This is a genomic window from Phocaeicola massiliensis B84634 = Timone 84634 = DSM 17679 = JCM 13223, from assembly GCF_000382445.1.
Taxonomy (GTDB): Bacteria; Bacteroidota; Bacteroidia; order Bacteroidales; family Bacteroidaceae; genus Phocaeicola; species Phocaeicola massiliensis.
Window position 1 is genome coordinate 2,653,564 of sequence record NZ_KB905472.1, and the last position, 18,579, is coordinate 2,672,142.

The 18,579-nt window shown below is 44.9% G+C and carries 15 protein-coding genes; 6 read left to right on the top strand and 9 right to left on the bottom strand.

Features of this window, described 5'->3' with window-relative positions; all coding sequences use genetic code 11:
- Nucleotides 1-49 precede the first annotated feature (49 nt).
- From HMPREF1534_RS07965 to HMPREF1534_RS07950, 4 genes are all read right to left on the bottom strand, one after another.
- Entirely contained in the window at nucleotides 50-3,166 is a 3,117-nt protein-coding gene (locus tag HMPREF1534_RS07965; protein ID WP_005941082.1) for an efflux RND transporter permease subunit, read from the bottom strand.
- 3 nt (nucleotides 3,167-3,169) lie between these two features.
- On the bottom strand, nucleotides 3,170-4,306 hold the full coding sequence (locus HMPREF1534_RS07960) for an efflux RND transporter periplasmic adaptor subunit (protein WP_005941083.1): 1,137 nt from the start codon (nucleotides 4,304-4,306) through the stop codon (nucleotides 3,170-3,172).
- Between the two features lie 45 nt (nucleotides 4,307-4,351).
- Nucleotides 4,352-5,743 carry an efflux transporter outer membrane subunit gene (locus HMPREF1534_RS07955; RefSeq protein WP_005941084.1) on the bottom strand — a complete coding sequence of 464 codons (1,392 nt, stop codon included), beginning with the start codon at nucleotides 5,741-5,743 and terminating at the stop codon, nucleotides 4,352-4,354.
- A gap of 96 nt (nucleotides 5,744-5,839) precedes the next feature.
- The gene (locus HMPREF1534_RS07950) at nucleotides 5,840-6,382 is read right to left on the bottom strand and encodes a hypothetical protein (protein WP_005941085.1); all 543 of its coding nucleotides are present in this window, start codon (nucleotides 6,380-6,382) and stop codon (nucleotides 5,840-5,842) included.
- A 189-nt stretch (nucleotides 6,383-6,571) separates the two neighbouring features.
- Here HMPREF1534_RS07950 and HMPREF1534_RS07945 point away from each other — a divergent pair, with 189 nt between their 5' ends.
- From HMPREF1534_RS07945 to HMPREF1534_RS07920, 6 genes are all read left to right on the top strand, one after another.
- Nucleotides 6,572-6,982, top strand: a complete 411-nt coding sequence (locus HMPREF1534_RS07945) for a DUF4891 domain-containing protein (RefSeq protein ID WP_005941086.1) — start codon at nucleotides 6,572-6,574, stop codon at nucleotides 6,980-6,982.
- Nucleotides 6,983-7,111: 129 nt separating this feature from the next.
- Complete coding sequence (locus HMPREF1534_RS07940) at nucleotides 7,112-8,005, top strand: electron transfer flavoprotein subunit beta/FixA family protein (RefSeq protein ID WP_005941087.1); 894 nt, start codon at nucleotides 7,112-7,114, stop codon at nucleotides 8,003-8,005.
- Nucleotides 8,006-8,010: 5 nt separating this feature from the next.
- Nucleotides 8,011-9,030: an electron transfer flavoprotein subunit alpha/FixB family protein gene (locus HMPREF1534_RS07935; protein WP_005941088.1), complete on the top strand. Its 1,020-nt coding sequence runs from the start codon at nucleotides 8,011-8,013 to the stop codon at nucleotides 9,028-9,030.
- Nucleotides 9,031-9,065: 35 nt separating this feature from the next.
- Nucleotides 9,066-9,446 (top strand): four helix bundle protein, encoded by a 381-nt coding sequence (locus tag HMPREF1534_RS07930; RefSeq protein ID WP_005840639.1) that lies wholly within the window; start codon nucleotides 9,066-9,068, stop codon nucleotides 9,444-9,446.
- A 41-nt stretch (nucleotides 9,447-9,487) separates the two neighbouring features.
- Nucleotides 9,488-11,194 carry an acyl-CoA dehydrogenase family protein gene (locus HMPREF1534_RS07925; RefSeq protein WP_005941089.1) on the top strand — a complete coding sequence of 569 codons (1,707 nt, stop codon included), beginning with the start codon at nucleotides 9,488-9,490 and terminating at the stop codon, nucleotides 11,192-11,194.
- A 183-nt stretch (nucleotides 11,195-11,377) separates the two neighbouring features.
- Entirely contained in the window at nucleotides 11,378-11,986 is a 609-nt protein-coding gene (locus HMPREF1534_RS07920; RefSeq protein ID WP_005941090.1) for a histidine decarboxylase, pyruvoyl type, read from the top strand.
- A 124-nt stretch (nucleotides 11,987-12,110) separates the two neighbouring features.
- Here HMPREF1534_RS07920 and HMPREF1534_RS07915 read toward each other — a convergent pair whose 3' ends face one another.
- From HMPREF1534_RS07915 to HMPREF1534_RS07895, 5 genes are all read right to left on the bottom strand, one after another.
- Nucleotides 12,111-12,521: a PaaI family thioesterase gene (locus HMPREF1534_RS07915; RefSeq protein WP_005941091.1), complete on the bottom strand. Its 411-nt coding sequence runs from the start codon at nucleotides 12,519-12,521 to the stop codon at nucleotides 12,111-12,113.
- A gap of 1 nt (nucleotide 12,522) precedes the next feature.
- Entirely contained in the window at nucleotides 12,523-13,611 is a 1,089-nt protein-coding gene (locus HMPREF1534_RS07910) for a DUF2027 domain-containing protein (RefSeq protein ID WP_005941093.1), read from the bottom strand.
- Nucleotides 13,612-13,784: 173 nt separating this feature from the next.
- A complete protein-coding gene (locus tag HMPREF1534_RS07905) occupies nucleotides 13,785-14,372 on the bottom strand; it encodes a hypothetical protein (protein WP_005941094.1) in 588 nt (195 codons plus the stop codon).
- 4 nt (nucleotides 14,373-14,376) lie between these two features.
- The gene (locus HMPREF1534_RS07900) at nucleotides 14,377-16,923 is read right to left on the bottom strand and encodes a GH116 family glycosyl-hydrolase (RefSeq protein WP_005941095.1); all 2,547 of its coding nucleotides are present in this window, start codon (nucleotides 16,921-16,923) and stop codon (nucleotides 14,377-14,379) included.
- 19 nt (nucleotides 16,924-16,942) lie between these two features.
- Complete coding sequence (locus HMPREF1534_RS07895; RefSeq protein ID WP_005941096.1) at nucleotides 16,943-18,574, bottom strand: RagB/SusD family nutrient uptake outer membrane protein; 1,632 nt, start codon at nucleotides 18,572-18,574, stop codon at nucleotides 16,943-16,945.
- Nucleotides 18,575-18,579 lie beyond the last annotated feature (5 nt).

An 18,579-nucleotide genomic window follows, 5' to 3' on the forward strand; every position in this document is an offset into this window, starting at 1 on the left:
TTATTACCAACAAAGGTAACAAAGCGTTTTTCTTTCCGGCTAAAAACAATTATTTTTTCTTAGTCAACCATTTCTCCTGAATATTCTGCATCACTTCATACCAGTTAGGAATATAAATGGTAGCAAAAATTGTATTCACTGCCATACCGAATACCACTGCCGCACCCAGCGCCACACGGCTGCCTGCACCGGCTCCTGTGGCAAACAACAACGGCATCACACCCAGCACGAAGGTAAATGAAGTCATCAGGATAGGACGCAAGCGCACATGCCCTGCCTCGTATGCCGCCTCACGGATAGGATTGCCGGCCTTACGGTAATCACGGGCGAACTCCACAATCAAGATACCATTCTTCGCAGACAAAGCAATCAGCAGAATAATACCGATCTGCGTATAGATACTGACCGGAACTCCCATCACCCAGCAACCGAGCATCGCACCCAGAATAGCTACGGGCAAGCCCATCACAGCAGCGACCGGACTTGTCCAGCTTTCATACTGTGCCGCCAACACCAGATATGCCACCAGCAACGCCATAATCAGAATAATGGTAGTGGTATTACCGGAATGAGTTTCCTGATAAGCAACTGAAGTCCATTCATAACCAAACTCATTGCCCAATTGATTTTTTATCAAGCTCCCCACAGCCTCTATCGCCTGTCCGGAACTGCTTCCGGCAGCCGGAGTGATAGTGATGGAAGCGGCCGAATACATATTATACCGGTTTATCTGGTCCATACCCAGCTTCTGCTCTATCTGCGTAAAACTGCTGAAGGGAACCATCTCTCCCTTTGAATTGGCCACACTCAGTTTCAGCACATCATCTATCACCTTCTGTGCCTGCTCACCGGCTTCCAGTTTCACTTGATAAATACGGCCAAATTCCACAAAGTCGTTGACATAAGCCTGTCCCATGTAATACCCCAATGTAGAGAACACCTGGTTCAACTGTAAGCCCATCAACTGAACTTTGTCACGGTCTATATTCAGAAAATACTGAGGGACATCTGCCTGATACATACTACTCATGGAAGCAATGGCCGGTTCAGTGTGATAATTGACCAGCAAAGCCTCAACCGCCTTTTGCAGTTCCTCGGCACCCAAAGACTTACGGTCTTCCAGTTCAAGCTGCAAGCCGCCTGTATTACCCATACCCGGAATAGCCGGAGGAATAATACCAAAAACCTGAGCCTCCTGAATCATGGCATAAGCCTGTCCGTTAAAACGATTGACCACTGCCTGGGCCGTATGCTCCTTGCCCGCACGTTCCTTCCAATTTTTCAGCACCACAAAATAAGTAGCCGCGTTAGGCAGCTGCCCTCCTCCCATGATACTGAACCCGTTTACTCCCAAATAAGTCTTCACTTCGGGATACTCTGCCAAAATAGCATCAATCTGTTTACCCACCCTCTGCGTACGTTCCAAAGAAGAAGCAGCCGGAAGCTGAATGGCAATCATAAAGTATCCGTCATCTTCTTCGGGTATAAAGGTACTCGGCCATTTCACAAACATCAGAATGGCAATGATTGATATAACCACATAAGAGCCGATGGCAATGACCGGCCGTGCCAACAACCATTTCACCGAAGCGTCATAAACCCGCTGCATCCAGTCATTCATACTGTCAAACCACCGGAACAAGCGTGCTTTATGAGCCGGAGTGGGACGTAACAACAAGGCACAGACTGCCGGCGTCAATGTCAGTGAATTGAAACCGCTTATCACCGTAGAAGCCGCGATGGTCAAAGCAAACTGCTTATAAAGCTGCCCGGAAATACCGCTAATCAGCGTAGTAGGAATAAATACGGCAAGCAGTACCAGCACCACTCCGACAATAGGCCCGGTAATCTCCCCCATCGCCTGCTCGGTAGCGGCACGAGCATCCAGTTTCCCTTCGTCCAGAATACGGGTAGCATTCTCGGTCACCACAATGGCATCATCCACCACAATGGCAATAGCCAGGATCAACCCGAACAGAGTCAGCGTATTGATAGAGAAGCCCAAGGCAGCCATTACTGCCAATGTTCCGATAAGGGATACAGGGATAGTGAGGCATGGGATAAGAACCGCCCGCCAGCTTTGCAGGAAGAAAAAGATAACCAGCACCACCAGGATAATCGCTTCCACGAAAGTCTTCATCACTTCGTCAATGGAGTCATGCACCACATCTGTGGTATCCAACGTCACATTGTACTTCACCCCGGCCGGAAATGTCTCGGCCAGTTCCGCCATGCGCGCACGAACTCCCTTGGATACATCCAGCGAATTACTTCCCGGCAGCTGATAGACGGCGATAGCAGCCGTAGGTTGTCCTTTCAACCTGGAAACAACTCCGTACTCGGCACTGCCCAGCTCGATTCTGCCAACGTCCCTCAGACGGAGCACTTTCCCCTGGTCTTCCACTCTCAATATGATGTCGCCGAACTCTTCGGGAGTAGAGAGACGTCCCTTTACATTCAGCGTATATTGAAAATCATTATCGGCTGAGTTGCCGATGGGCTGTCCCACATAACCGGCAGACACTTCCATATTCTGACTTTGAATGGCAGAGTAAACCTGCTGCGGAGTAATATTGCGGATACGCATGGTTTCGGGATTCAACCATACACGCATGGAGTAATCACCGGCTCCCATGACATTCACCGCTCCCACTCCCGGTACACGAGTCAACTGGTCTACCAGATTCAAATTGGCATAATTGGTCAGATAGAGGCCATCATAAATACTGTCACCGCTCAGTGTAAGCATCATCACAATATTGGATGACTGCTTCTGCACCGTTACTCCTTGCACTTTCACCGCTTCGGGCAGGGAATTCAATGCCACACTGACACGGTTTTGCACCATCACGGTAGCCATATCGACATCCGTTCCCACTTCGAAAGTCACGGTCAGCGAATAAGCACCCGATGCGGAAGAATTGGAGCTCATATACAACATTCCATCCACACCGTTCACCTGCTGTTCAATGGGGATACCTACGGTCTGTGCGACCGTTTCAGCATTAGCTCCCGGATATACCGCACTGACTTGCACGGTAGGCGGCGTAATATCGGGATATTGCGCCACGGGCAATATATTTAATGTAACAAGTCCGGCCACCACAAATAACAAAGCCAGTACTGTGGCAAATATAGGCCGTTCTATGAAGAATTTTGAAAACATACATTATTGTTTTTTGGTGGTTCCACTTTCCATTACCGGATTAATTTTCATGCCTTGACGTACTTTCAACAGAGCCTTGGTCACATATCTTTCGTTCGGAGAGAGTCCGCTTTTAACAATTCTCATATTTCCATCCGTCAACTGTCCCGGCTCAATATGACGGTAATTGACAATATTACTATCATTCACCACATACAGATATTTTCCAAGCTGGTCCGTACCGATAGAAGCATCGTTTACCAATATGGCATTGTCCGCTTCGCCGTACGGCAGCGTCACACTGACAAACAATCCGGGGCGCAGCGTACCTTCGGGATTATCCAACTCGGCACGCAGGCGAAGTGTTCCCGTTGTCAACGTTACATTCGGAGACAAGTAATCCAATCTTGCCTTCCATGTCCGGCTACCATCCGCACCCAAACTTAAAGTAACGAAGTGAGCAGCAGCCGGAATCTTGCTGTTGTTCTCCTGTACCAACTGATAAGTCAGGTATTGATTATCCGCGATATTAAAATAAGAATACATCCGGTCATCTTTATAAACTGTCGCTAATTTCACAGGTTGTAAAGCCCCTCCGATGTAAGCACCTACCGAATAATTGGAAATATCCACCACACCGCTACATGGAGCTTTCACATAGCAATAACTGAGATTGGTTCGTGCTGTCTTTAAAGCAGCTTCTGCATTGCTGACCGCCGCCTCACACGAAGTAACGGTGCTCTCAGCCTGCAAATATTGTATGCGACTCACCGCATCGCTTTTTATAGCCTCTTTCATACGCTGATAACTGCTGACAGCATAATCCAGATTGGCCTGAGCCGTTTTAAGCTCCGCCTCTGCCTGCTTGACGGCATTTTCATAAAGCGTCGGTTCAATCACAAACAACACCTGCCCCTGCTTTACCCGCGAACCCGGAGCAAAGTTCTTTGCCTGCAATACTCCATTGACCCTTCCCACCAAATCTACTGTCGATTCAGCTTCGAGATAACCCGGATAATCCTTTGTGAGTGTGACATTCTGCACCATCGGACGCGCAACATCAATAGGCAAAGCTTCCATTGTCGTGCCGGAAGACTGTTTTTTATTGCAAGCCGTCAAAGTAAAAGCGGTCAGTGCAATGATTATCATTAATTTTTTCATATCTTGGTATAGGCTTTAATTTATTTTACTTCTGTTATAAGAATCTTACCACCCTCCTCCCAATGCCTGATACATCTGTACAAGGCAAATCAACGAATAACCTTGTGCTTGCACTAAGGCATTTTCATAAGAAAGCAGTGAACGCTGTGCATCCAAGACATTTTGAAACGGGCTCAGCCCCTGCTTATACAAGTCAAGAGAAAGTTTAAACGCTTCTTTTCCCTGATTCACCATCTCACGGCAAGCCACAATCTGCTTAATGGAATTCCGGTAGCTGCTCATTGCATTATCCACCTCTTGCACAGCCGTCAGCACCGTATTGTTGAACCGATTGATTGTCTCATCCAATTGAGCACGTTGCAGTTTCACCGCATTCAGGCGTTGCCCTCCGTTAAAAATAGTCCAACTTATAGAAGGAGCAATACTCCAAGTCATACTGCTTCTTTTTGTCAAGTCTTTCATATCATGCGAAGCATAACCCAAAGAACCGTTCAGAAAGAAAGAAGGTAACCAATCCGACTTGGATGCCCCAAGCAGTGCAGCCTGTGCATTCACTTGCCTTTCTGCCGCACGCACATCGGGACGCCGCAACAAGAGTTGTCCCGGTACTCCCACTTCCACCGGTTCTATATAGTCCGGCAACGGGTGACTGTTTTCCAAAGACGACGCCACATCCTGTGGATAAAGTCCCAACAACACAGCCAATGCATTGGTATATTGGATAATGCCGGATTCGACAGAAGGAATGGAAGCCAATGTACTATAGTAAACAGATTTGGCCTGTGCGACATCCAGTTTCGACACCAAACCGGTATTATAACGCACTTCTGTAATTTCCACCACAGCCTTCTGCGACAAGGCGTTACGCTGCAATACGCCTAATTCCTGCTGTGCTTCCCTTAGATTAAAATAAGCAGATGCTACCTCTGCACAAAGAGAAACCATCGTAGCATTATATTCTTCACGACTGGCGGCAAAACTCTCTTTCTGAGCTTTCACCCTTTGACGAATAGCACCAAACACATCTGCCTGCCAACTCATCTTCACTCCGGCATCAAAATACCCCACACGCGACTGAGACTGTCCGGTTCCGGTATTCCCACTGGTTTGCTGCCTGCTCCACCCGGCATCGAGTGACAAGGAAGGATAATATCCGGCACGCATAATTCTCAGATTCGCCTTTGCCATGTCCATACGGTTCATAGCCATCAATGCCGAAGGATTCTGCTTCACCGCCACACGGATGAGTGAGTCAAGGGTAACATCTTCGAACACCTTCCACCAATGGTCATCCACCGGCAAAGCCTGTTGAAACATGGCATCCTGCTCCTGCCATCCGGCAGGCAGAGGATGAGACAAATATTTTTCCGCCTGTTGCCCCTTCACCCCCAGTGAAGAAAGAAACAACATAAAAAGAACAAAACGTATTCTCGCCATAATCTTATCACTTAATTTTCAAAACATAGTGATAAACAGCGTAGAATACGTTTTGTTTGAGAGGTAAGGCACTTTAACTGCCTCTATGTATAATGCTTATTTTCCAAACAGATTATTAATCACCGACAAAGAACCTGTCAACAATCCGCCTAATTCATCCTGGTTAAACATGACCACATAATTGGACGGAGCCAGCTGGAATTCGATTTGGTCAATGCCATTCTTACCTGTTTTCTTCAAATCTTTTGCCTTGATATTGTAATATCCGAAACGACGGAATGTCTGATATACATCACCCCATTCGATATCAATGGATTGCAATACAGAAGCACCTCCCGAAACAGTAGGCAGTTCCAATACCTTTCCATTGCCCAGTGTCAGCAAACATTTGCTGTCATCCGGGATTTCCACTTCATGTCCTGAGCCGATGGTCACAGCCAAAGAGTAACGAATCGTACTTTTATACTGAAATCCCGCTAAAGCCACATACACATTCATTCCATTTGATACTCCCAAGTCCATACCTGAACAAACCACGGTACGTACTCCCGCATCATTGGTTTTATCATAAATCACATCCTGCGCCATAGCAGTGACACTAAGCATTGTCACTACAAATAAAAATAACAACTTTCTCATAATCCATTTATTTAATATTTCTTTTACTACTATAGTACATACCTATTTTCGTAATAACAAAATACGACTAAATAGGATGACAAAGCTAACAATTATTTTTCTAAATAAAATTTATTCCTTCCTATTTCGTTCATTCTCAAATAAATTCCTACCTTTAGGCAGTTGTACAACCATAAATAAAAATAGAACATGAAAAAGATGCTAATCACCCTGCTTCTGGCTATATCCACCGGCAGCCACGCAACCGTTCTGAAAAACGCTACAGACACATTCCCCCTTGTTTCCCTACAACAGAAAAAGGTAAACGATAACATAACACAAGACGAAAAATTACCCAAAGCCTCCGTCATCTTTTGGATAGATTTGGATAAAAGTAAATCCAACAGTGGCAAAACGATTCGCAATGTCAAAGCAAAGGTTTCTATAAATAAAGAAGGAAAAATAAAAGTACTGGAATACAACAAGAAACAGCCTTTACTCATTACCAACAAAATAGACAAATGTCTTAAAACCTTCCGTGTAAAACCGGAATGGATAGCAAGCGGAAGAGTGAAAGTGGGAGAAAATATTGTTTTTCTGCGCTTCTTGGACGAATACTAGCATGCAGACAAATTGCTCAAACTTCACAAAAATGTGCATATTTATCGGCATATCCTTTTGTCGCTTAAATAGTTTGCTTAAATTTGCCGCCAAAACAGAACATTACTAATACCAAATATATTAAAGTATATGAGTTTAAAAATTGTAGTACTGGCAAAACAAGTTCCCGACACACGCAATGTGGGGAAAGATGCCATGAACGCTGACGGCACCATCAACCGTGCAGCACTTCCGGCCATCTTCAATCCGGAAGACCTGAACGCCTTGGAACAGGCACTCAGACTGAAAGACACACATCCCGGCTCTACGGTAACTATTCTGACCATGGGTCCCGGACGCGCTGCCGAAATTATTCGTGAAGGTTTATACAGAGGAGCAGACAATGGATATTTATTGACTGACCGTGCTTTTGCCGGTGCTGACACGTTGGCCACTTCATACGCCATCGCTACGGCTATCCGCAAAATAGGCGAATATGACCTGATTATCGGCGGTCGTCAGGCTATCGACGGTGATACCGCACAGGTAGGTCCGCAGGTAGCAGAAAAGCTGGGATTAAGCCAGATTACTTACACCGAAGAAATTCTAAACGTGGACGAAACTGCCCGCCGCATCACCGTAAAACGCCACATTGACGGAGGGGTAGAAACTGTGGAAGGTCCTCTGCCTATTGTACTGACTGTAAACGGAAGTGCAGCTCCCTGCCGTCCGCGCAATGCCAAATTGTTACAGAAATACAAACGCGCTCTCGGCGCACAGGAAAAAGCAGCCATCACTAAAGACGGTTCTGAACTGCCTTACGCTGAACTATATGAAAAATTCCCTTACCTGAATATCACTGAATGGAGTGTGGCCGATGTAGAAGGCGACACCAAGCAGTGCGGTCTGTCAGGCTCTCCCACCAAAGTGAAGAAGATTGAAAACATCGTCTTCCAGGCAAAAGAAAGCAAGACCATGACAGGAAGCGACCAGGATGTGGAAGGATTGATTGTCGAACTGTTAGCTAACCATACAATAGGATAACGATTATGAATAATGTATTTGTATATTGCGAGATTGAAGGCACAACAGTGGCCGATGTGAGTCTCGAACTTTTAACCAAAGGTCGTAAATTAGCTAATCAGTTAGGCTGCCAGCTTGAGGCAATCGCTGCCGGAACCGACCTTGCAGGAATTGAAAAACAAGTATTGCCCTACGGAGTAGACAAACTTCATGTATTCGATGCTCCGGGTCTGTTCCCTTATACTTCACTGCCCCATACTTCCATTTTGGTGAATCTGTTCAAAGAGGAAAAGCCACAAATCTGTCTGATGGGCGCTACTGTTATCGGCCGCGATCTGGGACCGCGTGTATCTTCCGCATTGACCAGCGGACTGACTGCCGACTGTACCCAGTTGGAAATCGGTACCCACGAAGACAAGAAGAACGGCATCACTTATGAAAATCTGTTGTATCAGATTCGTCCCGCTTTCGGTGGTAACATCGTTGCAACCATTGTCAACCCCGAGCACCGCCCGCAGATGGCGACCGTTCGTGAGGGAGTGATGAAGAAAGAGATTCTGGATGAAAATTATAAGGGTGAAGTGGTGAACCACGACGTTGCCAAGTTTGTTCCTGAAACAGACTATGTAGTCAAAGTCATTGACCGTCACGTAGAAAAAGCCAAACATAACCTGAAAGGCGCACCTATCGTGATTGCCGGAGGCTATGGCATGGGATCTAAAGAAGGTTTTGACAAATTGTTCGAACTGGCCAAAGAACTTCACGCCGAAGTAGGTGCCAGCCGTGCAGCTGTCGATGCAGGTTATGCAGACCATGACCGTCAGATTGGCCAGACGGGTGTAACCGTCCGTCCCAAACTGTATATTGCTTGCGGTATCTCCGGACAAATCCAGCACATCGCAGGTATGCAGGATGCAGGTATCATCATCTCTGTAAACAGTGACCCGAACGCTCCGATCAACACCATTGCCGATTATGTGATTAACGGCACTGTGGAAGAAGTCGTTCCGAAATTGATTAAGTATTATAAAAAGAATTCAAAGTAGTCAGTAGTAGTCATAAGTAGTCAAAGTAGAAAAAAATGAAAAGTCAATCCTTTGAACAACTGATTGTTTGGCAAAAGGCACATTCGTATGTATTGGCCATTTACAAAATAACCAAGCAATATCCCAAAGAGGAATTATTCTGCTTGGTTAACCAGATGCGCCGTGCAGCAGCCTCTATCACTGCAAATATAGCGGAAGGATATGCTAAAATCAGCTCAAAGGACAAACTGCGTTTCTATAACATTTCACAAGGTTCGTTGGAAGAAACACGCAATTTCATTATCCTGTCGAAAGATTTAGGATACATCACATTGCAAGACAAAGAACAATTAGGCATACAAGCGGCCGAAATCAGCCGCCTGCTAAACGCCTACTGCATAGCCTTGTTGAAAAATGTATCGCCACCCACTACTTAACTACCCTTAGCTACTATTAACCACTCTAACTACTAAAAATTATGGCAAACTTTTATACCGATATACCGGAACTCAAGTATCACTTGAACAATCCGATGATGGAGCGCATCTGCCAACTGAAAGAGCGCGACTATAGAGATAAAGACGAGTTCGACTATGCACCGCAGGATTATGCCGATGCCATGGACTCTTACGATAAAATTCTGGAAATCACAGGTGAGATTACAGGTGAAACCATCGCTCCCAATGCCGAAGGAGTGGACGAAGAAGGTCCTCACTGCGGAAACGGACGTGTGGAATATGCTTCAGGAACCAAACAAAACCTGGATGCGATGGTCAAAGCTGGACTGAACGGCATGACCATGCCCCGTCGTTTCGGTGGCTTGAACTTCCCCATCACCCCCTACACCATGTGCGCAGAAATTGTTGCCGCCGCCGATGCAGGTTTTGGAAACATCTGGTCTTTGCAGGATTGCATCGAAACGCTGTATGAGTTCGGAAACGAAGACCAGCACAGCCGTTTCATTCCCCGTATTTGTGCGGGTGAAACCATGTCTATGGACTTGACCGAACCCGATGCAGGTTCCGACCTTCAGTCAGTAATGCTGAAAGCTACTTTCGATGAAGCCAACAACTGCTGGCGTCTGAACGGTGTGAAACGTTTCATCACTAACGGTGATGCTAATCTTCACCTGGTATTGGCACGTAGCGAAGAAGGAACCAAAGACGGACGTGGTTTGTCTATGTTCATCTATGACAAAAACGAAGGAGGTGTAGATGTACGCCGCATCGAAAATAAATTAGGTATCCACGGCTCTCCTACCTGCGAACTGGTTTACAAGAACGCGAAAGCCGAACTTTGCGGTGACCGTAAGCTCGGTTTGATAAAATACGTTATGGCATTGATGAATGGTGCGCGTCTGGGTATCGCTGCCCAGTCAGTAGGTTTGTCACAAGCTGCTTACAACGAAGGATTGGCATACGCCAAAGAACGTAAGCAGTTCGGAAAAGCCATCATCGATTTCCCGGCAGTATATGACATGCTGTCTATCATGAAAGCCAAACTGGATGCAGGCCGTGCATTGCTTTACCAGACTTCACGCTATGTGGATATTTACAAAGCATTGGATGATATTGCCCGCGAACGCAAACTGACTCCTGAAGAACGTCAGGAACAAAAAGTCTACGCCAAGCTAGCAGACAGCTTTACTCCGCTTTCCAAGGGTATGAACTCTGAATATGCCAACCAGAATGCATACGATTGTATCCAGATTCACGGTGGTTCAGGTTTCATGATGGAATATGCTTGCCAGCGTATCTATCGCGATGCACGCATCACCAGCATTTACGAAGGAACGACCCAGTTGCAGACTGTAGCCGCTATCCGTTACGTAACCAACGGTTCTTATATCGCAACCTTGCGTAATTATGAAGCTATTCCTTGCAGTGAAGATATGCAACCGCTGATGGACCGAGTGAAAGAAATGGCCAACAAATTTGACGCATGCACCAATGCGGTAAAAGAGGCCCAGAATCAAGAGTTACTTGATTTCGTTGCACGCCGTCTTTATGAAATGGTTGCCGTATGTATCATGTCACATCTTCTTATCCAAGATGCGACAAAAGCACCTGAATTGTTCGCCAAGTCGGCCCATGTATATGTAAACTATGCAGAAGCCGAAGTAGAAAAACACTTCAACTTCATCCGCAAGTTTAAAGCAGATGATTTGGCTGACTATCGCCAGTAAACACGCCACTCCGACACCATAACGGTGAAGCGAAAAATAAGGATTAAAAGGGAAGAAGTATCAGTTTCGATACTTTCTCCCTTTTTTCGCATCCCTTTCACAAATTTTGCCGTTCTTTTATAATCTTTTCCGGCTTCCAACGTGTTGGTAGTAAGAAAAAAACAAATAAAAGAACCTTGACTTATGAAAGAATTAGAATTAACCAGCAATGCCGCACTGACAGATGTGGTATACGAAGCTGCTTTAAACGGTAGTTTACTGAATGTCAAACTAGTAACCGGAGCTGTTGGCGATGACGAAATCAGAGGACTGATACCCGAAGCAAACCATTATCATGTCACTCACCCGAAAACGAGTGAAGAAATTTTGTTTGAACAGCCATTGGATGCATCTGATAACAAGGTCCCGGTATATGGATTGGGGGCATTGATTCAATCACCCGCAGGTGGTTGTCACGGCACACTGGCAAAAGGAGAAAGCCGCACAGCCACAGCACGTAAAGTGGTTGCTCACGGACCAATGTGGATATATGTTGCCATAGCTGTCGGCATGGATAAAGAAGGTACGGAATCACCTTTCATGGTAGTACAAAGTGCCGGCACGTATGGCTCGGAAAAAACGAACGAAAGTGAAATGATCGGTTATGTAGACGGTCGCATACATGAAATGACTGCCTTGCTGGTACGCCGTGCGCGTCTCGAAGCATTAAATCTGACCGCTATCCGTGTAGGATATAAATATTTATTCGTCGAACCCGGACAGATTGGAAAAGCGAAAGTAAAAGAAGGATAATAAATACCTGAATACAAATGTGTCAAAACTTCCTTCTTATCGAAATCGCCCTCGCTACAACTACCTGTGGCGAGGGTGATTTTTAGTTTATGAGCGTTTCGACACGCCCTCTTCTTGCTGTATATTATTCCAAATCCTCCACCGGCAACTCCGTTTCTTTTCTATAGCCCGATGAGGTAAATATAGCAATCAATTCGCCTTTCTCATTCGTTATCTTCACTTCTACAAAAGGAATGCGATGGTGATTAAACACCTCAGCAGCATCTGCATACACATATCCTGATTTTGCAGGACGCAAGAAAGTAATATTAGCTGTCACAGACAGTGTAAGCCGGCGATGACTATTTGCCACGGCAGCAAATGCCAAATCAGCCAATGTAAACAAGGCTCCTCCCTGGCACACCCCTCCACCGTTGAGATGTCGTTCCGTAACCAACATACGTGCACGCGCATACCCCGGTTTTATTTCCAGCAGCTCCACGCCGGTGCATGAAGCGAACCGGTCTGTCCTCAGAAATTCTTTTAATGTCTGCATATTAACGAATCGTTACCATAGTCGCTCCAAAGCCATATTCGCGGAAAGAAGCATCCTGACTCTGATAATTCTTATACTTATATTTTAATTCTTGCAAGATGGCTTTGCGCAAAACGCCATCGCCCTTGCCATGAATGAAAACAATCTTCTGTCCTTTCTTGCTCTTGTATTCCTCCAGAGTCTTACGGAACACATCAAGCTGATAGTTCAGAATTTCACCATTACTCATGCCGGCAGTAGAGTCGAGCAACTCATGGGCGTGAAGGTCTATCTCTACGATATCGCTCTGCGGAACTTTCGCCTCAGGCTTACGTGCCGGAATAACATCAACAGCTTTCTTTGCCAAAAGCGCATCTTTAATATCGTCCGCGTTTAAAAAAGTCTGTCGGGCAGGCATATCATCTTTCACAATATCATAAATTAATGATGGTTCTTCAAAGAATATGCTTTCGCGGAACGTATGGAGTTTATAAAACTTAACCGTATCTATACGAAGCTCCACCGACACGGCAGGCTTTATCATAAAGCTCTTATTATCTTTAAAAGCAAGCACTTGCACTGCCACATGCTCCAGTTCATTTAAAATGCTCTTGTCAAACTCTTCGATATAGAATTTAGTATTCGGCTGCACAGTTCCCCAACTCCGCACACGCCAATTATGACCTTCGGCACAAAGATAAGCAAATGAAAGCGTATAGTTACTGTCATTGATAATATAAGCATCAAAACCGGTGCTCGAAATTGCTTTGATATCTTGTGGAACAAAGGCCAACATTACATTAAGCACATCTCCTCCTTTACGCTCGGCGGCACGATAAGTGATGGGACGTTCGTCTTCCTCTTCTTCCATTGACGTTTTCACGGTCTGCACAGCCCCTTTGGATTTGGCTGCATCAGGCACATCCTTCTGCGCAACAGGTTTGCGCTTTATATTATAATCATCAGCATCTATTACTACACATTCTCTAACAGGCATCGGAATATCAAACCCATCGGCATCTTCCACCAATGCAATGTCTTTTCCCTGAAATCCTGTTACAATACCGCCTCCCACTTCACTGAGAAAACGAACTTTATCTCCTATTTTCATATTGTTTGCTTTTTAGTTTGCACAAATATCGGTACTTTTGCGCAAACTACAAAAGGTTTATTCTAATATACTGTAGACAGCTTTTAAATTAACATGATCCGCACTTATCTTCTCTTTTACCCTCCCCCCATTACATGACAACCTTATGAAAAACATTACGGAATACAGCACAATCAATGGTTATCTACCGCATCCATAGAAAGCTTCCTGACAGTTACTTCCCGAACCGCATCCCAATATTTACAATCCAATTCAAAAAAGATAGATGTGTAAGGCAATGTCAAAGCTGTTTTAATGACAACCACCTGATAGAGCTTGCTGACACTATCCAACTTTGAAATCAGTTCTTCGTGAGGAAGAAAAGTCACTTTCTCACTCCCATCCAATACTTTACTTAACGAATTTCTGTATGCCGTCACACCGGGACACAGTTCTTCTGTCAAGGCCAACTGCTCACGATCCTGATATATATGCGCAAAGACATGCTCCGACCGACGAATCCGGTCCATGACAAAAGCGGCAACATTTCCAAAAGTTTCAGGAGCATATAAAGTGATGATACCCAGATCAGCCTGCAAGGGATATGCCATATCTGTAACAACAATCCAATTACGATGCCCCAACAAAGGCAGTTTTTCTTGCAAGCTTTCCTTCCAATCAGCCACCGACGTCTTTTCCGGATGCAGGACATTGCCAGCCTGTTCATGACAGGCCGGCAATATAAGACTGATACAAACCAATAAAAAATACCAATAACGCATTAATTTACCATTTTATAGTTTCGGACTCTCCTGCCGTAAGTTGCTTTTTCTTCGTTTTCACAGTCACATCCCCAATACGAAGGCGTTCAATGCCCAAAGTTCCTCTCAGCACCTCCAATGTGGCTTCACCGTCAGAAATCCGACACATTCCCCATGCGTACCCATTGCTCCAAAAATAGGTTCCGGGAGCAGACGTAAACTGCATTTGTTTATCTACTGCCGAGTAGTGAAATCCACTCAGCGCGATCACACTCGCCCAACTAGCCATTGAACGGGCATAATGATGTCCGCATTCCGGCTCACTGAACGGATTACGCTTGGCACCATCAAAACGGTCACGGATAGAACGGATACAAGTCAATGCCTCATCCGTCATTCCTTCATATATCATACCCACAGCAGCACAATATTCAAATCCGGTCATTACCTCTGCAAAATAGGGGAAGGGCACTTCCAAACGTCCTTTAGGCCACGAAGCCATCAGAAGTCCTGCTTCCTCACCCATTACGTAAGAACGCATATTGTTAAAATGACGGCTGAAATCGGATACATAGTTATATTTCATAATGCTTTCCATAGTTGTATGAATATGCTTTTTGTCTCCCAAATATCCCAACCCGCAAATATGTGCCATATACTGCCCCACTAATTGGTCAACCAGACACCCTTTGCCCAACTGGAAAGCCGGAATTTTATCATCTGCACCTTCCATATTGATGAATTCAAAAGTTTCAGGATCAGTAATGTGATGTTCATAATATTCACCGTTAAACAAATGTTCATCCATCCACCGACTACCCTGTTCAAATAGCCTCCGACACTTCTTGGCAAAAGATTTATCTTTCATAGCCCATGCCATTTCCTCGGCCGCCCGCAATGCCCCCATATACCAAAATCCCATTTGAGGATTAGGGCCAAAATAATTCACATCCATCGTGTTATGCTGCGACCCTTCCATTACTCCATCTTGATTTCCATCCCATCCCTTCTCTGTCCAAGCATAAGAGAGTACTTTTTTAACCTGTCCCCAGTTTTTCCGGAGAAAAGCATAGTCACCCGACAGTTGCCACTCCCGATACATCTTCATGATACATCCCATCTGCCCATCAGCCGCAGCCGAATTTCCTTTTGCAGCTTCCGACAAAGGCAAATCAGCCCGAAAGTTCATCAACCCATTCTCTTTCGTGGCATAGTTAAACTCCACATCGCGCATTGTCTGTGCCAAACCACCGAACAAAAAGGGAGTAGCCATTTCATAATTCCAAACATGAGTACATGACCCTTGACAAGAACCAAAACGATCCATTATTCCTTCCCAACCCATCAAATGACCGCTAGGCAAACGAAATACTGTCTGCGAGCGCAAAGTAGCCAAGTTAAACAGAGCTGCCTCTTTCACTGTTTCAGGATAAGAACTATTCAAAAATGAACGAACAAACAAGAGAGTCTCTTCTTCCAATTGCTTCATGCGGGGAATCACCTTCTCGGCCACTTCCCATGCATCAGCAAACTGTCGGCTATAATAATTACCTACTATGGTAGATGACCATCCTTTACGGTTCGGGAAATTCCAAGTCAGATAAAAAACAAAAGTTTCCGTAGCCTGAGGAGCAATTGTTTTTTTTACTGCCAGAGAAGCCATCGGATCTTCATCTGACGGCTGTTCCCTTTCTACCATAACCCCATCTTCGCTAAAATCGTCCCAAAAGTTCAAAATGGCATTATTCCATGAATCAGCTTTTGAAGAAGTCCGATAACTTACTTGTCCTGTTGAAGAAGTCACCAAAGCGATTGTCCCCCATGCCGGATCCTGTTTGTCAACTCCTTCGGAGTATAAATAAATACCTTTCCGATTTCCACTTTCCCTGTACTCATTCCTGTTCTTCTCAGCACCTACCGGAATATAATCTCCTTTCCAGTCTGTCCGAAACTTACTGCCGTCTTTCCCAATAAAATTCCTCATAGAGCCACACACGGAAACCTCCAAAGGACTATCCCCGGTATTTGTAACCTCATAGGCAAGCACCGCCACCGGCAACCCGCTGTCATCAGCATTCCCCGGGAGCAATGGGTTGAATCCCTTTATCTTTACAGTAACCGGTAATTCGGCATCCGAAAGATTCACTTGCCCGAACGGGTAAGCCCCATCGAAAGAGGCCTCGGCAAAACGGGGAAAGCCGTGATGGTTAACCGGACGACCTTCATAGTGCAAATATTCATGGCTGTAAAGAGGACCTTCCAACAAAGTCGTCACAGGAATATTATCCTGTGACTTAACATAAATAGAAAAGAAAGGAGCATTATTACCGGTAGTTACCGTGCTATATTTCTTCCCCGGAACATTCATTATTTCCCAATCACGCAACTCTCCTCTTCCACCAAGAGATACGGTACCTGTTCCTATTCCGCCTAAAGGAAGAGCTATCTGAAACAAATGCTCCTTATCATAATGCTTCAACACAGGCCAATCAGACGGTTTCCATTCCTGAGCAGACAATGAGCCCGCTGCCAAAAGAGCCAACAAGCTCCATTTCTGTAAATGTGTAATCATATATATTTAATTTTATCTATTACCAATTAGGATTTTGAGTTAAATTAGGATTTTTATCTCTTGCTGACTGAGGGATCGGCCACAGATAATGTTTTTGCGGATCGAATGTGCGTTCCTGCCCAAGGAATTTTTCCTGAGTATAATCTCCGATAGCAGTATGCTCATCCTTATTGATACCATATCCGGGTTGATTCAATACAACTTCTGCCGTTTTCCAGCGCAAAATATCAAAATAACGCTTATGTTCACCAACAAATTCATGCCTTCTTTCTTCCCTGATAATAGTACGCATCCGTTCCTGATTTCCAAGTTGACTGTCGACTCCGGGCAAACCGGCACGTTTTCTGACCTGATTGACCGCCCATACTATTTCTGCATTATACGGCTCATATTCGTTCAAAGCCTCTGCATAAATCAACAATGTTTCCGCATAACGATACAGGCTGAAATTCGTCCATGAAGCATCAACTTTCTCCAATTCCAAATCGTTATATTTCAAATACATATATCCCGTTATTCCGCCACCCTCATTATTAATGCGTTCCGGATTATTATAAGCCGGATGAGGCATATACGGAGTATAACTTCCATCCGGTCTGAGAATATCCACCCCCGGCAACATAAATGTTTTCTTCAAGCGCGCATCCCGGTTCTCCCATGGGTGTTCCATATCATACAAAGAGGATTCATAAATAGTCTTTCCATCAGTCATCTCATACGAATCAACCAAATCTCGTGTCGGGCAAAAACTAGCCCATCCTCGACCTGTCACCCCAACTCCCGATGGTGAACATAACACAGGCAACATATGCGTCAATTCATCCTCCATATACTGATGGGCAAGAATAACTTCTTTATTATTATTGTTGGCTGCAGCTTTGAACAAAAAGGCAAAATCATTTTCCAAACCATATAAATTAAGGTCAATCACCTTCTTTGCCAACGAAGCAGCTTCCTTCCAAAGTTCTTTTGCCTCCTCTCCCTGATGAAACTTTTTATAACTTGCCATATCCAAATACATATCAGCTTTCAACATCAAAGCGGCCCCCTTAGTTATACGGCCCACATCATCTCCCGAATAAGTTTCCGGCAAATATTCTATCGCCTTATTCACATTTTCAATGGCATAGTCCAGCACCTCCTGCTTAGGAGAACGAGGCAATGCAGCCTCTTCCAAAGAAACAGGTTTTTCCTTAATGAGAGGAATATCCCCAAAATGCCGCGCCATCCTGTAATATTTCAACGCTAAAATAAAACGTATCTCTCCTTCAAAACGCTGTTTTTTTTCTTCTTTTATTTCCATTCCCTGAAGTTTGTCCAAACAATAAAGAATGCGATAAATATGGTCGTATTTCCATTCTTCAGACAAATAGCCTGTAGCCGCATTATGTATTCCCTGGCAAATATATCCCAAACCATTCTCTCCCCACGAGTTTGTCATCAAAGAGTTGTCACTCTCACAATCTCTCCAAAAATCCCTTTCACCCGGCAATAACGGATACAGGGCATTTACTCCTTTCTCTACATCTGCTTCTGTTTTCCAAAAAGTATTTGCAGAAGCTTGTTCCAACGGATCACGGTCTAAAAAATCTGCACAACCAGACAATGTAAGCACAGCAACAAATAAAATATAAAAACGATAATGTCTCATACTGT